Origin of the sequence: Bacillus sp. EU52 (assembly GCF_037964975.1) — a bacterium.
Taxonomy (GTDB): domain Bacteria; phylum Bacillota; class Bacilli; order Bacillales; family Bacillaceae; genus Bacillus; species Bacillus subtilis.
This window is the reverse complement of record NZ_CP150177.1, coordinates 794,822-809,281: the sequence shown is the minus strand read 5'-3', so window position 1 is coordinate 809,281 and position 14,460 is coordinate 794,822. Positions and strand designations below refer to the sequence as shown.

The 14,460-nt window shown below is 45.5% G+C and carries 17 protein-coding genes; 10 read left to right on the top strand and 7 right to left on the bottom strand.

Going from position 1 to position 14,460, the window contains the following annotated elements; translation table 11 throughout:
* Positions 1 to 6 precede the first annotated feature (6 nt).
* The 4 genes from NSU05_RS04130 to NSU05_RS04115 are packed head-to-tail and all read left to right on the top strand — an operon-like array spanning position 7 to position 3,999.
* A complete protein-coding gene (locus tag NSU05_RS04130; protein ID WP_038428608.1) occupies positions 7 to 1,548 on the top strand; it encodes a spore germination protein in 1,542 nt (513 codons plus the stop codon).
* Positions 1,529 to 2,683 carry a Ger(x)C family spore germination protein gene (locus NSU05_RS04125; protein WP_038428607.1) on the top strand — a complete coding sequence of 385 codons (1,155 nt, stop codon included), beginning with the start codon at positions 1,529 to 1,531 and terminating at the stop codon, positions 2,681 to 2,683. The genes NSU05_RS04130 and NSU05_RS04125 overlap by 20 nt, the downstream gene beginning before the upstream one ends.
* A gap of 15 nt (positions 2,684 to 2,698) precedes the next feature.
* Entirely contained in the window at positions 2,699 to 2,899 is a 201-nt protein-coding gene (locus NSU05_RS04120) for a hypothetical protein (RefSeq protein ID WP_003233686.1), read from the top strand.
* A gap of 23 nt (positions 2,900 to 2,922) precedes the next feature.
* Positions 2,923 to 3,999 carry an endospore germination permease gene (locus tag NSU05_RS04115; protein WP_038428605.1) on the top strand — a complete coding sequence of 359 codons (1,077 nt, stop codon included), beginning with the start codon at positions 2,923 to 2,925 and terminating at the stop codon, positions 3,997 to 3,999.
* Here the strand turns inward: NSU05_RS04115 and NSU05_RS04110 are convergent.
* The 3 genes from NSU05_RS04110 to NSU05_RS04100 form a co-directional block, all read right to left on the bottom strand.
* Entirely contained in the window at positions 3,996 to 5,411 is a 1,416-nt protein-coding gene (locus NSU05_RS04110; protein ID WP_015252561.1) for a sodium:alanine symporter family protein, read from the bottom strand. The two genes, NSU05_RS04115 and NSU05_RS04110, sit on opposite strands and share 4 nt — an antisense overlap.
* A 124-nt stretch (positions 5,412 to 5,535) precedes the next feature.
* On the bottom strand, positions 5,536 to 5,928 hold the full coding sequence (locus tag NSU05_RS04105; protein ID WP_003233692.1) for a DUF1992 domain-containing protein: 393 nt from the start codon (positions 5,926 to 5,928) through the stop codon (positions 5,536 to 5,538).
* Positions 5,929 to 5,946: 18 nt separating this feature from the next.
* Positions 5,947 to 6,084, bottom strand: a complete 138-nt coding sequence (locus tag NSU05_RS04100; protein WP_082200928.1) for a hypothetical protein — start codon at positions 6,082 to 6,084, stop codon at positions 5,947 to 5,949.
* Between the two features lie 100 nt (positions 6,085 to 6,184).
* Between NSU05_RS04100 and ltaS the strand changes: the two genes are divergently transcribed.
* On the top strand, positions 6,185 to 8,134 hold the full coding sequence (gene ltaS, locus NSU05_RS04095) for a lipoteichoic acid synthase (protein WP_003233694.1): 1,950 nt from the start codon (positions 6,185 to 6,187) through the stop codon (positions 8,132 to 8,134).
* Between the two features lie 32 nt (positions 8,135 to 8,166).
* On the opposite strand, the gene nagE is transcribed toward ltaS, so the two are convergent.
* On the bottom strand, positions 8,167 to 9,525 hold the full coding sequence (nagE, locus tag NSU05_RS04090; protein ID WP_003243372.1) for an N-acetylglucosamine-specific PTS transporter subunit IIBC: 1,359 nt from the start codon (positions 9,523 to 9,525) through the stop codon (positions 8,167 to 8,169).
* Between the two features lie 171 nt (positions 9,526 to 9,696).
* On the opposite strand from nagE, the gene map reads away from it, so the two are divergent.
* The 4 genes from map (at position 9,697) to NSU05_RS04070 (ending at position 11,398) form a co-directional block, all read left to right on the top strand.
* A complete protein-coding gene (gene map, locus NSU05_RS04085; RefSeq protein WP_038428604.1) occupies positions 9,697 to 10,446 on the top strand; it encodes a type I methionyl aminopeptidase in 750 nt (249 codons plus the stop codon).
* Positions 10,447 to 10,527: 81 nt separating this feature from the next.
* A complete protein-coding gene (locus tag NSU05_RS04080; protein WP_003233700.1) occupies positions 10,528 to 10,842 on the top strand; it encodes a DUF3243 domain-containing protein in 315 nt (104 codons plus the stop codon).
* 106 nt (positions 10,843 to 10,948) lie between these two features.
* Positions 10,949 to 11,104 carry a hypothetical protein gene (locus NSU05_RS04075; RefSeq protein WP_032722995.1) on the top strand — a complete coding sequence of 52 codons (156 nt, stop codon included), beginning with the start codon at positions 10,949 to 10,951 and terminating at the stop codon, positions 11,102 to 11,104.
* A 156-nt stretch (positions 11,105 to 11,260) separates the two neighbouring features.
* Entirely contained in the window at positions 11,261 to 11,398 is a 138-nt protein-coding gene (locus NSU05_RS04070) for a YflJ family protein (RefSeq protein ID WP_003239885.1), read from the top strand.
* Between the two features lie 40 nt (positions 11,399 to 11,438).
* On the opposite strand, the gene NSU05_RS04065 is transcribed toward NSU05_RS04070, so the two are convergent.
* Complete coding sequence (locus tag NSU05_RS04065; protein WP_038428602.1) at positions 11,439 to 12,104, bottom strand: MOSC domain-containing protein; 666 nt, start codon at positions 12,102 to 12,104, stop codon at positions 11,439 to 11,441.
* A gap of 66 nt (positions 12,105 to 12,170) precedes the next feature.
* On the opposite strand from NSU05_RS04065, the gene NSU05_RS04060 reads away from it, so the two are divergent.
* The gene (locus NSU05_RS04060) at positions 12,171 to 12,446 is read left to right on the top strand and encodes an acylphosphatase (RefSeq protein WP_038428601.1); all 276 of its coding nucleotides are present in this window, start codon (positions 12,171 to 12,173) and stop codon (positions 12,444 to 12,446) included.
* On the opposite strand, the gene nosA is transcribed toward NSU05_RS04060, so the two are convergent.
* The gene (gene nosA, locus NSU05_RS04055; protein WP_003233711.1) at positions 12,437 to 13,528 is read right to left on the bottom strand and encodes a nitric oxide synthase; all 1,092 of its coding nucleotides are present in this window, start codon (positions 13,526 to 13,528) and stop codon (positions 12,437 to 12,439) included. The genes NSU05_RS04060 and nosA overlap by 10 nt on opposite strands.
* A gap of 118 nt (positions 13,529 to 13,646) precedes the next feature.
* Complete coding sequence (locus tag NSU05_RS04050; protein WP_038428600.1) at positions 13,647 to 14,441, bottom strand: MBL fold metallo-hydrolase; 795 nt, start codon at positions 14,439 to 14,441, stop codon at positions 13,647 to 13,649.
* Positions 14,442 to 14,460: the final 19 nt, after the last annotated feature.

The following is a 14,460-nucleotide window of genomic DNA, read 5'->3' as shown; positions in this document are numbered from 1 at the left end:
GCCTCTATGAATATACGCGACAAAGCGCTTCAGCTCATCAAAGAGCTTGAAGACAATCAGGACAGACCGATCTCTCCCAATTTGAAGGAAAACCTCGATAATCTGACCTTATTAACAGAAGGCTGCTCAGACATCGTATTTAGACAATTTGACTTTGGAAACGGGCTGTGCGGATTTATTGTTTATATCGAAGGAATTGTAAAATCTGAACATATTCAGGATCACGCCCTCCGCCCTTTCTTAATGCATTTGACGGATCAAATAGATGAACATGAAGAGGCGCTGCAAAATACTCTATCAATTTCAAGTGTTGCATTAGAAACGAGTATGAGCAAAGTGGCTGCATCCATCATTGAGGGGAACGCGGTTTTATTTGCCGACGGGCACTCAAAAGGCCTGATCTTAAATATAAAAGGCGGACAAAGAAGAAGCATTGAAGAGCCGATAACAGAATCGACCATCAGAGGGTCAAGAGAGGGCTTCACTGAAAGCCTCAGGGTCAATACCGCGCTTGTGCGCTTTCGCGTCAAAACGTTTCAGCTTAAAATGATCTCGTTTAAAATCGGCACGAAAACCAAAACCGATGTTGTCTTGGCCTATATTGACGGGCTTGCCGATCCAAAGGTCATTGACAAAGTAAAAAAAAGAATCAAAAAGATAAAGATTGATGCTGTCTTAGAAAGCGGATATATTGAAGAGTTTATCGAAGACGACACGTACTCGCCATTCCCCCAGCTGCAATACACAGAAAGGCCGGACACCGTCGCCGCCCAGCTTCTCGAAGGCCGATTTGCCATTTTCACAGATAATACGCCCTTTGTCTTAACAGGCCCGATTACGTTTTGGCAGCTTATGCAGGCCAGTGAAGATTACTATGAGCGTTATTTGATGTCTAACTTAATCCGCTGGCTTCGCTATATGTTTTTATTCGTTGCTTTATATTTGCCGGCTATTTATGTTGCCGTTATTACATACCATCAGGACTTAATGCCGACAAACTTAATGTTCAGTGTGGCCTCTGCGCGTGAACCGATTCCTTTCCCCGCGATCATAGAAGCATTGATTATGGAAATTTCTTTTGAGGCTCTCCGTGAGGCGGGAGTGCGCCTGCCGAAAACCATCGGCCAGACCGTCAGCATTCTCGGGGCCCTAGTCATTGGGACAGCCGCTGTTGAAGCGGGAATTGTGTCTGCCCCCATGGTGATCATCGTATCGTTAACAGGGATCGCGTCATTTACAATTCCGCGGTTTAACTTAGCTATCTCCATCAGGATGCTTCGTTTCCCGCTTATGTTTTTGGCGAGTATTTTTGGGATATTCGGCATTATGCTCGGCACAATTATCTTAGTGCTTCATTTATGCAAGTTGCAATCTTTCGGCATTCCTTATTTATCCGGGATTTCTCCGTTTAAACGAGATGAAGTAAAAGATATTTTTGTCAGGGCGCCTTGGTGGACGATGACCAGAAGGCCGGGCACGTATTCGCGCGGCAACGGACAGAAGGGAGCGAAAAGAGAGGACCCAAAAGATGAAGAAAACAATATATAAGTGTGTTTTGCCGCTTCTCATTTGTATCCTTCTATCGGGGTGCTGGGACCGGACAGAAATCAATGACATTGCATTTGTTGTCAGCTCAGCCATTGATAAGAAAAAAGATCAGTATCGAGTGGCCATGCAGATTCCCTTGGTCGGCCAATTAGGCGGACAAACAGGGGGCGGCGGCGGAACTGCCGGTTCAAAAACATGGTATGTTGATTCAGCTTCCGGCACTACGATCAGAGAAGCGAACAACAAGCTGCAAACCTCCTTGTCACGGACAATCAATACGTCCCACAGACGTACAGTCATTATTGGAGAGGATATGGCGAGAGACGGCGTTGCCCCAGTCTTTGATATTTTAACGCGAAATCCGCAGAACAGATTAACGGCGCTCATTTTAGTCAGCCGGGGAGAAGCGCGGGACATTTTAAACACCGATGTTCAGCTTGAACAGTTTCCGGCGGAAATGATTCGGGAGCTGGCCATTATCGCAACGACCCGCCCCGTTTTCTTAAGCAGATTCATGTCTGATCTAGTAGAAATAGGCAGTGATCCGTATGCACCGGTCATCTCTGCATCTAAAACAAAACCTGGAGGGAAAGGCAAATCTAATTTGAAAATTGACGGGCTTGCGATCTTTAAAAAGGACAGATTGATGGATATTTTCAAAGATGAACACATGACAGCAGCCCTGATGTTGCTGAATCAAGCCCGCCAGCCAGAATTCATAGTAGACCTGCCGAATCAAATGGGGCAAGCATCCATTCAGCTTCAAAAGTCCAATGCATCCTTTCATGCCGCTGAAAAAAACGGAAAGCTGTCAATGACAATCGAGATCAGAGCCAAAGGAATTATTATGGAAAACCAATCAACCTATGAGACGAGAGAAAATGACCAGTATTACATCATTCAAAAAGCACTAAACAGAACCATAAAGAAGGATGTGATCAGCACCGTTCATCGTTTGCAAAAGCTAAAGGCGGACCCGGCCGGCTTTCAAGACAGGACCATCAGAAGCACGGCAACCACGAAGAATCTGCTGAAAAAGGAATGGGAAGAGGTATATAAAGATATGGAGGTTCACGTCGTCCCAATTGTGACGATTGAGCAGGGCGGTGTCCTATACAAAACGATCAGCCATTAATGGAGGTGCGTCAGCATGATCAGCTATATCGTACAGACATTGATTGTGTGCATTGCCATATACGCATATGAATGGAAGAATTTTCGTTCCGCTAACAATCTAACAAAATGGGCCTTCAGCCTGCTAATTGCAGGAAGTGCTTTTCTATGGATTTATATGAGAGTGAATCCCCTGCTTCCGCGGCTGGGGCACCTGTTTAAATATATTCCGTTTTGAACATGACAGAAAGGATGTGCTTTATGGACAAGACCTCTGCATACCAAGGATTATTTTTCGGAGCTCTGTATACGTTAGCAGTCGGATTAAAGCATGCTCCGATTCTCATGATCGAATCAGCAAAACAAAATGCCTGGCACAGCTACATCCTCGGCGTTGTCATCGTGATTCCGGCACTCTGGCTCATGCATAGGCTGATGAAAAAGCATCAGGATAAAAATATCTATGAGCTGCTGAGCGATTCCTCACCAATCGCAGGCCGGATTATCATTTTACTGTTTTCTTTGTATTTCCTGTTAATCAATGCTCATGACATCCGTTTTTTCATCAATTTGATTAACATTTTATTTCTCCCGAGAACACCAATGGCTGTTCTTGGCGGTGTTATTATCTTTGTGGCGATCTGTATTGCCAGAGAGGGAAAAGAAACATTGACCAGAATGGCGCAGATATTCCTATTTCCATTCGGCATCCTGGTCTTGTTCCTTCCATTTACGCTGGCCACACAAATTGAGCTTCAAAACTTGACACCTGTTTTTGAAGGTCTAATCCCATACCTTCAATCAGGCTATTACGCGTTTGGGACAATGGGGGAATTGATTATCCTTCCGCTTCTCTTCTCAAACCGGAGCGTCCCGCTAAAATACACCATTTTCGCGATACTGCTGGGCGCTTTATTGCTGGCCGTGATGTTATTTTCTTCAATTTCTGTCTTTGGTCCCAACCTGACATCTACTTTCTTTGATCCTGCTTATATGGTCATCAGGCAGATCCGCATTACGGATTTTCTGGATCGCTCAGACCTGATCATCGCGGCTTTTTGGATTCCAGTCATTATGGTGAAGATAGCAGGTTCCCTATATATCGTGGTATACGGCCTTTCGTTTTCACACTCAAAAATCGACCCGAAAGCCATGTATACACCAATCGGCATGCTCTCAGTCGTATGCAGCTTTTGGTTTTTTTTAAATACAAATCAGCTAATCGACTTTAACAGAATTAAACCAATTATTAATGTAGTGATTTCTCTTTTGCTGCCTTTACTCATTTATTTGATCATAAAAAGCAAAGCGGTGTTCGGCGCCAAAGCAAAGCACTAGGAGTTTTTAGCTTCTTTTGTTTGATAAACAGGATTCTGTTTTGTTTTTCTTATATCTTTCAGGTAGTACTGTTCAGATGTAAAGAATTCGGTGTACAGCGCTTTTACCTTTCTGCTCAATAACAACAGCGCAATCACATTTGGAACGAGAATAAAAGCCAATGCTAAGTCCAAAAAACCCCAAATGGCTTTTGCTCCGCCTGCGGCACCTATGATAATAGCCGCTAAATAAACGAATTTGATCACGTGTCCTGCCAGCCGCCCGAACAGAAATTCAGCTTGCTTTACGCCGTAAAAAATGACAACCATAATGGTTGATACGACAAAGAAGACTAGGGAAACCGAAACGAAGTACCCTCCGCCAGAACCGAAATAATGCTGAAATGCAGCCGTCGTCAGTGCTGCCGGATCAATTGAGGCGTTCTTCCCTGTCCAGACACCAGATGCAAGAACGACAAAAGCGGTGGTCGTGCAGATGATCAAGGTGTCAATGACAATGCCGATCACAGACCAAAACCCTTGCCGCACAGGATGATCAGTCATTGCTGCCGCATGTGCAATCGGGGCTGTTCCCATTCCGGCTTCATTAGAATAAAGCCCGCGGGCAAATCCCCAGCGAACGGTTTCCGCCAACGCAGCACCTGCGAACCCTCCAACTGCTGAAGAAGAGGTAAACGCATTTGAAAAAACGAGAGAGAAAAACGCCGGCACTGATGATAGATTCATGAGAACAATCAGGAGACCGGCACCTGCGTATGCCCCTGCCATAAGAGGTACGACAAACTCTGTTACTTTTCCGATCCGCTTTACCCCTCCTATCACCACTAAGCCGATCAAAAACGCAATTCCGATTCCTGCGTATATTTTATTGAAAGAAAACGTCTCGGCAAGCGAGACTGAAACCGAATTTCCCTGAACCATAATGCTGGGAATCAGCTCCACAATCAGCGCAACAGAGAAGAATACGCCGAGCCATTTCATGCGCAGCCCTTTTGTTATGTAATACATCGGTCCCCCGACGTATTCACCCTGCTCATTTTTTTCTCTGTAATGAACAGCAAGAACACTTTCAGAAAACTTAATCGCCATGGCAAATAAGGCAATAAGCCACATCCAAAAAACCGCTCCCGGCCCTCCAAACATAATAGCGGCGGGCACACCGACAATGTTCGCTGCACCGATCGTTGAACTGAGGGCTGAGGTCAATGCCTGAAGCGGTGTGACTGTGCCCTCTCCCTTCGGTTTTTTTCCTACGCTGCCGATTGTCTGTTTGAAAATGTATAAAGGATAGCGAAATTGAAAACCTTTCAGCAAAATAGTGAAATACAACCCCGTTCCCGTCAGCAGGATGATTAGCGGCGGACCCCACAGCCAATCAGATATATGCTCTATCCATACTAATAGTCGTTCCATCCCATCACCCTTTTTTCGTTTATGGGTCATTTCCCATAGATGGAAAAACATAAACCTTTTGACATAGAACTTGGAACATAAAAAGGATGGCTTTTATCAATCGCCATCCTGCAGATCAGACAAATCAGCTGGAAGAAGGTCTGTTTCGTCCAAGCCGGTCATATACTTTATTCTTATAAAAAGCGGATGCTGGCTTTGAAAACATGCCTTTTTTGTCGACAAGCTTATCAAGCAGCAATTGCTTTTCAGATTTTTTTCTGATTAATTGCTCGCGTTCTTTTTCGTCATAGCACTTTTCGATTAAATGGTCGATGGTCATAAGCTCTTTTTTGAGCGCGCCCTCGTCCTCTGCCATTCCCGCGTTTTTCAAAATACGATAGCCCATGCGCAGCGATTCCGGCAAGTGTGCCGCGTCATCCTTCGGCAGCGGCTTCCCCATTCCCGGGAGGTTTTGAAAGTCCCCGTCTTTGATGGCGCGCTTAATTTTATCTTCAGACACAATATGGGAAAAATCCATCATTTCACCTCTTTTTATCTATACCTTATATTTTATCATACAATTCCCAATGTACCATTTTATTCCTCTATTTCTAGAAAGATACCTTGTTTTACATTTGGTAATATCAAAGCGAAACGTTGATTCGACGGCGTTTTTCGCCACTTTCTCCCTCATACGATTTTCACTTTTCTAATCTGCTGATTCGTGTTATATTGGATACGTTCGTTTTTTCTATCGTTTCGCTCGAACTGGATCGGAAAAAAGGAGTGTAACAATGAAAACATTTATAAAAGAAAGAGGACTGGCCTTCTTCTTAATCGCGGTCGTCCTGTTATGGATCAAAACGTATGTCGGTTATGTCCTGAACTTCAACTTAGGAATAGACAACACGATACAAAAAATATTGCTTTTTGTGAATCCTCTTAGCTCAAGCTTGTTCTTTCTTGGCTTTGGACTCTTGTTCAAGAAAAAATTACAGCAGACAGCCATTATAGTGATTCATTTTTTAATGTCTTTTTTACTGTACGCCAACATTGTGTACTACAGATTTTTCAATGATTTTATTACAATTCCGGTCATTATGCAGGCTAAAACAAACGGCGGCCAACTCGGAGACAGCGCATTTTCGCTGATGAGACCGACTGACGCCTTTTACTTTATCGATACGATCATCCTGATCATCTTGGCGATCAAAGTAAACAAGCCTGCCGAAACGTCAAGCAAAAAATCGTTCCGAATTATTTTTGCGTCTTCAATTCTTGTGTTCTTGATCAACCTGGCAGTTGCGGAATCAGACCGTCCTGAATTGCTGACAAGATCATTCGACCGGAACTATCTTGTGAAATACTTGGGAACATACAATTTCACGATTTATGACGCTGTACAGAATATCAAGTCCAACAGCCAGCGCGCGCTTGCCGATTCCAGCGACGTGACGGAAGTGGAAAACTACATGAAAGCCAATTACGATGTGCCGAATAACGTGTATTTCGGCAAAGCGGAAGGAAAAAACGTCATTTACGTTTCACTTGAATCTTTGCAGTCATTTATCATCGACTATAAAATTGACGGCAAAGAAGTGACACCGTTCTTAAATAAACTGGCACATGATAACGAAACGTTCTACTTTGATAACTTTTTCCACCAAACGGGACAAGGTAAAACATCTGATGCTGAATTTATGATGGAAAACTCTCTGTACCCGCTGGCTCAAGGTTCAGTTTTCGTAAACAAAGCGCAAAACACGCTGCAATCCGTTCCGGCGATTCTGAAGTCTAAGAATTACACATCTGCTACTTTCCACGGGAACACGCAGACGTTCTGGAACCGTAACGAAATGTACAAGGCGGAAGGCATTGATAAATTCTTTGATTCTGCTTACTATGACATGAACGAAGAAAACACGAAAAACTACGGCATGAAAGACAAACCGTTCTTCAAAGAATCAATGCCGCTGCTGGAAAGCCTGCCGCAGCCGTTCTATACGAAGTTCATTACCCTGTCTAACCACTTCCCATTCGGAATGGATGAGGGGGATACAGACTTCCCGGCTGGAGACTTTGGTGACTCTGTCGTCGATAACTACTTCCAGTCAGCCCATTACCTTGATCAGTCCATTGAACAATTCTTCAATGATCTGAAAAAAGACGGGTTATATGATAAATCGATTATTGTGATGTACGGAGACCACTACGGCATCTCTGAAAACCACAATAAAGCGATGGCGAAAGTGCTTGGCAAAGATGAAATCACTGATTACGACAATGCCCAGCTTCAACGGGTGCCGCTCTTTATCCACGCTGCCGGCGTGAAGGGCGAGAAAGTTCATAAATATGCCGGAGACGTTGATGTGGCTCCTACCATTCTGCATCTGCTCGGAGTGGATACGAAGGACTATCTGATGTCCGGTTCTGATATTTTATCGAAAGAACACCGTGAAGTGATTCCGTTCCGAAACGGAGACTTTATTTCACCGAAGTACACGAAAATATCCGGTAAGTATTACGACACGAAAACCGGAAAAGAACTCGATGAATCCGAAGTCGACAAGTCAGAAGACTCGCTCGTCAAGAAGGAACTTGAAATGTCCGATAAAATCATAAACGGAGACCTGCTGCGGTTCTACGAGCCGAAAGGTTTTAAGAAGGTGAATCCTTCTGATTATGATTACACAAAACATGACGAAGATTCTTCCGAAACGTCAAAGGATAACGAAGATAAATAAGAAAAAGCGGAGAGGGCAACCTCTCCGCTTTTTTATTTGACAGCAGCCCTCAATTCTTCCGCCGCAAATTCCACATTCGGGCCAATAATGACTTGAACCGATTGCCCCCCTGATTTGACAACCCCTTTTGCGCCTGCTTTCTTTAGCAGCGCTTCATCCACCAAAGCGGTATCCTTCACAGTCAGTCGCAGCCTTGTGGCGCAATGATCAATGGTTTGAAGGTTTTCTTTTCCGCCGAGCCCTTTCAGCATGATGTTTTCATTTACATCCTGAACAGTATTTTCATCCAGCACTTCATCTACATCATCGTCTTCCCGTCCAGGCGTTTTTAAATTCAAAGCCTTAATCAGTACATAAAACACGATAAAGTATACTGCCGCATAGCATATACCTACCAAAAGCAGAAGCAGCGGTTTTTCCGCGATTCCATAGCTGAGCACATAATCGATAGCTCCGGCTGAAAAAGAGAAGCCTGAGCGGATGCCGAGCCAGTTGACGATAAATAAAGATAACCCGGTTAAGACCGCGTGAACAGCGTATAAAAGCGGAGATAAAAACATAAATGCAAACTCAATCGGCTCCGTAATCCCTGTGATAAACGCCGTTAAAGCAAACCCAATCATCATCCCAGCCGTCGCTTTCCGTTTAGACGGCTTCGCAGTCACAACCATAGCCAGACACGCCGCCGGAAGACCGAACATCATGATTGGGAAGAATCCGGTCATATATGTGCCCGCTGTCGGATCTTTCGCGAAAAAGCGCGCCAGATCCCCTGTCACTCCGTTATATTCCCCGAATTGGAACCAAAAAATATTGTTCAGCACATGGTGAAGGCCAAGCGGAATTAACAGCCTGTTGAATAGGCCGAATATGCCTGCCCCGATGCCGCCGAGCCCCAGCATCCACTCTCCAAATGAGTTTATACACGATTGAATCGGCGGCCAGACGACTCCGAATATGCCCGCTAAAATGATCGTAATAATGGCTGTTAAAATCGGCACAAGCCGTCTGCCACTGAAGAACCCGAGATATTCAGGCAGCTTGGTATCCTTGAAGCGGTTATAGGTGTAACCGGCAATTAAACCGGCAATAATTCCCCCAAACACCGCCATGTTATTTGTTTTATCAATTGTCTTTGTTGCCGCGTCAAGCATCAGATACGATATCGCCCCTGATAAACCCGCTGCCCCATTGCTGTCTTTTGAAATGCCGATGGCAATTCCGATCGCAAAAATAAGCGGCAGATGATCAAAAACCGCCGTCCCCGCCTGATAGACAAACGGGATATTAAATACATCCTCTCTGCCAAGCGCAAGGATAATTCCAACCGCAGGCAGAACTGCAATCGGGAGCATAAATGACTTCCCGAGTTTTTGTAAAAATGAAAGCATACCCATCCCCCTCATACCCTTTTTTTTCAAATATACCACATAAGATATCTAGTGATCTATACCAATTTTCCCGGGGGTATTTCTTTTTTCCCAGGTCCGTGTGTTTCCTATTTTTAAGACAGTTGTGGTAAGCTTAATCTAGATTATTTAAAAAGAAAGCGGGAATGACAGATGATTGTAACAAACGATCAAGAATTAGAAGGCCTGAAAAAAATCGGAAGAATCGTCGCGCTTGCGCGTGAAGAAATGAAGCGGAAGGCAGAGCCCGGCATGAGCACAAAAGACCTTGACCTTATCGGAAAAGCTGTGCTTGATGAGCATGGCGCCGTTTCAGCTCCTGAGAAGGAATACGATTTTCCAGGCGTGACATGCATCAGCGTAAATGATGAAGTGGCTCACGGCATACCAAGCACATCCAAAATTTTAAAAGCAGGGGACCTTGTCAACATCGACATCTCCGCTGAATTTGGCGGCTTCTATTCCGACACAGGCATCTCATTTGTGCTCGGTGAAGGAGAAGAACGCCTTCATAAGCTTTGCCAATGCGCGGAAAACGCTTTTCAAAAGGGGCTTCAGCAGGCAAAAGCGGGCAAGCGCCAAAACCAGATCGGAAGAGCCGTTTATCATGAAGCACGCTCTCAAGGCTTTACCGTCATCAAAACCCTGACCGGCCACGGAATCGGCCGAAGCCTGCATGAATCGCCGAATCACATCATGAACTATTATGATCCGTTTGATAACGCACTGTTCAAAAATGGCACAGTCATCGCGCTTGAACCGTTTATTTCAACGAAAGCAGAAACGATTGTTGAAGCTGGAGACGGCTGGACGTTCAAGACGCCGGATAAAAGCATGGTTGCCCAAGTTGAACACACGATCGTCATCACAAAAGATGAACCGATTATCCTGACGAAACTGTAAAACACATTCCGGGCTTCCGGCAGGTTTAACCTCCTCCATTAGCAGGTAAAACATCATTATTCTGCACGAGGAGGTCTTGCAATGAACAGAGATCAAGAAAAAATCCAAATTGAAAACGAAATGAACGCGATGCATGGCACAATAAAAGAAGACATTTTAAAAGACTTTGATGAATTTAAAGGCTACCTGAAAAAACAAGTCAACCGAGGCAAAAAGCTGGGATTGGATGACGGCAAGCTTGTGAAAAGCGCTGCGATCCTGGGAGACTATCTCGCAAAGCATGAAGAGCCGCAAAACGGTGAAGAAATGCTGCTGCAAGAGCTTTGGAGCGTTGCAGACGAAGATGAGAAAGAACATTTGGCACAGCTTCTGGTCAAATTGGTTGATAAACAATAAAACATGAGCCGGGCGATATGCGCCCGGCTTTCTTGATATTATCACAGCCCGGCTCTTTCAGATATGCTACACTACTATTATGTCTGTGAAAGGAGCCTTTATCTGCATGTGGTTTATTATTTTCGGCATCATTTTTTTCATTGAAGGCATCATTATAACCGTTTACGGCGTTAAGAAAAAAAACGGGATGCTCACATATATCGGCATTGTTTTCGCCATTATGACATTTGGCGTTGTCATGATCAAACTAACCGGCCATTAAATCATATTCGGCTTTTGCTCCGCATATACATACAGAAGAACATTCGCACATCTAGTTCGAAAGGCTCAGTTTTCCCCGCATCTCTTTTCAGCATCTTTTTATAGATGTTACAATGCCAATCGTTTCGAAATCAGATAGGGAAAGGAGTTTTCTGACATGCATTACGGCAGTAAAGGCTGGTATGTGGCAGAACTAAAAAAGCAGGGGATCACGCACCATGAGGGAAGAAAGCTTCAAAGCTATAAAACCTATTTTCTTGCCAACCTGCTTGAAACAAAGAAAAAACAATCTTAAATATGGCAAAGCCGCGCACGTTGATATGCGCGGCTTTTTTCTATTCAACCGGCAGCAGCCTGTCCTTTTTTTTCATAAAGGACGCTCTCCAGCTTTCCGATAGTGCAGCCTCACTTAAAATCCGTTCAATGGCGGTGAGATTTTTTGCATCATGGTAGTTGATGCGGTTGGCGAACTGGACGGATATGCCCTTCTCTCCTCTGGACAGCAATTCAAGGTTCGCGCCGGGAGACACCCTGCCCTCCTCCAGCACGCGAAAATAAAACCCTGTATAGCCGGTTTGCTGGACCTTCAGCACCATTTCTTTTACACCAAACTTTTTCGCCAGCTTTACACACGGCTGGCGCGGCTGGCTGACCTGAACAACAGCTTCATCAAGCCTGAACACATCCCCGATGCAAACATTCTCCTCAGTCAGGCCCGCGACCGTCAGATTTTCTCCAAATGCGGCATTTGACAGCGGTCTTGAGAGGAACTCTTCCCAAAACGGATAATGCTCCGCCGGGTAGACACAGACAGCCTTATCAGGTCCGCCGTGGTTGACGAGGTCCGCCTGTCCGTCTCCTTCAAAATTCTCCCGATACAGCATGACGGCTGATTCAGCCGGACGCTTCATGATGCCGGTATCGATTTTCTTTCCGTCATATTCAAGCGTCTGCGGTTTTCCCAGATTAAGAGAAAGAACTGAATAGCGCTCTGGTTTCATACAAACACATCCCCTTTACAGGTTGTAAAATGATTGATTATCATAAAAAGAAAAGGTGGTTTTTACATGCTTCAATACCGAATCATTGTAGACGGCCGGGTTCAAGGTGTGGGCTTTCGCTATTTTGTTCAAATGGAAGCTGATAAGCGAAAACTGGCCGGCTGGGTCAAAAACCGTGATGACGGGCGTGTCGAGATTTTGGCAGAGGGTCCGGAAAACGCCCTGCAATCGTTTGTTGAGGCTGTAAAGAACGGAAGCCCTTTCTCAAAGGTTACCGACATCTCTGTGACTGAATCCCGCAGCCTTGAAGGCCATCATCGATTTTCTAGTGTTTACTCATAAGGCTTATCTTGATAAAAATAGTTCGGCTTAACGATTGAGTTATCATAGGATCGGTGGAAGATATGAGTGGCAGCGGGTGAAATTGGCGGAATCAGCCACGTCCAGTCCCCCGTCAGCTTTCTGCCCGCTTCTTCCTCCTGTTCTTCAAACCGTTTAAACTGGCTTGCCGCTGTATGATGGTCAACGATGCTGACACCCTGCTTTTTATACGAGTGCAGCACAGCTTTATTCAATTCAACTAGCGCTTGATCCTTCCATAAATCCGTATTGTAATCAGCGGCGATGCCGATCACGGACGCTACTTTTTTCAGCTTGTCGTACCGCTTTTCATCTGCGAGGTTTCTCGCTCCGATCTCCGTGCCCATATACCAGCCGTTAAATGGCGCGGCATTATAATGAATGCCCCCGACCTCAAGCTTCATATCAGAGATGATAGGCACGCCGTACCACTTCAGCTCCAAATCAGAAAACGCCTCGATGTCCGGATGTGTGATTGGAACCTCGATCACAAGTGAACGCGGCAGCTCATACCAGACAGGCTGTTCGTCGCCTTTCATGCGAAAAATGAGCGGCAGCAGGTCAAAATCCGTTCGTTCTCCGCGCCAGCCGAGCTCTTCGCAGGCTGCTGTCAGGGAACAGGAAGCCGGGTCGCCGATTCTTTCTCCGTCTGACTCATATCCAGCGTACCGGATCAGCTGATGATTCCAGATCTCGACTTGCTTTTCACCCTTCTCTTCCGGAGGGAAAATCGTAATGGTCGGTCTGATTTTCCCGTTATTGGTGGCGGTTTCAATATGGTGAAAGAGGGCGTCACGCACTTCCTCCTTCGTCCGGACGTCTCGTCTGTCAATAACATTCAGCGAATTCCAGAACAATCTGCCGATGCAGCGGTTGCTGTTTCTCCAAGCCATTTTCGCTCCGTGCTCCAGCTCTTCCTTCGTATGTACATAGCTTCCGGTCAGGTCAATTTCACTTTTAATGTCCTCGAGACGGTCTTTCACTTCCTCCTCCTTTCCCAATTCCTGATAGCATGCGGCAATAAACGCTTTCGCTTCGTTCCAGAGTATTTCTTTTTCTTCCAACAAACTCTCCCCTTCACATCACTTCATGCTTTTCATTGTATCGTTTTTAAGCGGCAAGACAAATGATTTTTCTGCAACTTCCTGGAAAACAATAAAAAACACCCGCGTGGTGCGGGTGTCAAATAGACGATAACCGATTTGCCAATTCAGTTAAGTCACTTCGAAAGTTTTTGCCGGTCATCGGTATGCCGTGCCCTGTCAATAACGCTTCCGGTTCAAGACCGGCCAGCTTTAGAATGGACTCCGCGGCCGTCTCTGTGTCAGGCGTGAAATAAGCCGGCGGCCCGTGAAGCTCCTGTTTTTGTATCAAGACGTCAGCCATTTTCTCCTGTTCCACTGTAATAACAGCATCACCTGCTACAAGCACGCGGCCGTCATCGCGGAATAACGAAATATGGCCCGGCGTGTGTCCTGGTGTCGCGATCCACATCCACTCGTCAAGAAAAGGGACTGAACCGTCTTCCGGCAGTGCCTGGACATGTGAGGAAATATCGATGGAGTGCCGCGGAAACAGCGGCGACAGCTTAGCGACCAGCCCGCTCTTGCTGTCAGGACGAGCCGGAGGATAATCCTCTTTACCTGTTACATAAGGCATTTCCCGAGAATGGACATAAACAGGCACATCCCAATGCTCAAGGATCTCTTCGATTGCCCCAATATGGTCAAAGTGCCCGTGTGTGAGGATAATCGCCTTCAGCTGAAACCCTTCACCGAATCTTTGTTTGGCTTCATTGACAATCATGCCGGCTGCTTGAGGCATGCCGGCATCAATTAAAACAAATGAGTGAGGTTCAGAAGGCAGCTGAATAAAATAGACATTCGCAATTTGCACAGTCAGGCCGTGCACCCCTTTTGCCGCTTCGAACCCCGTTCCGCTTCTGACTGAAGTCAGCGGCATATAAGGATCACTCATAATGACACCTCCGGAATGT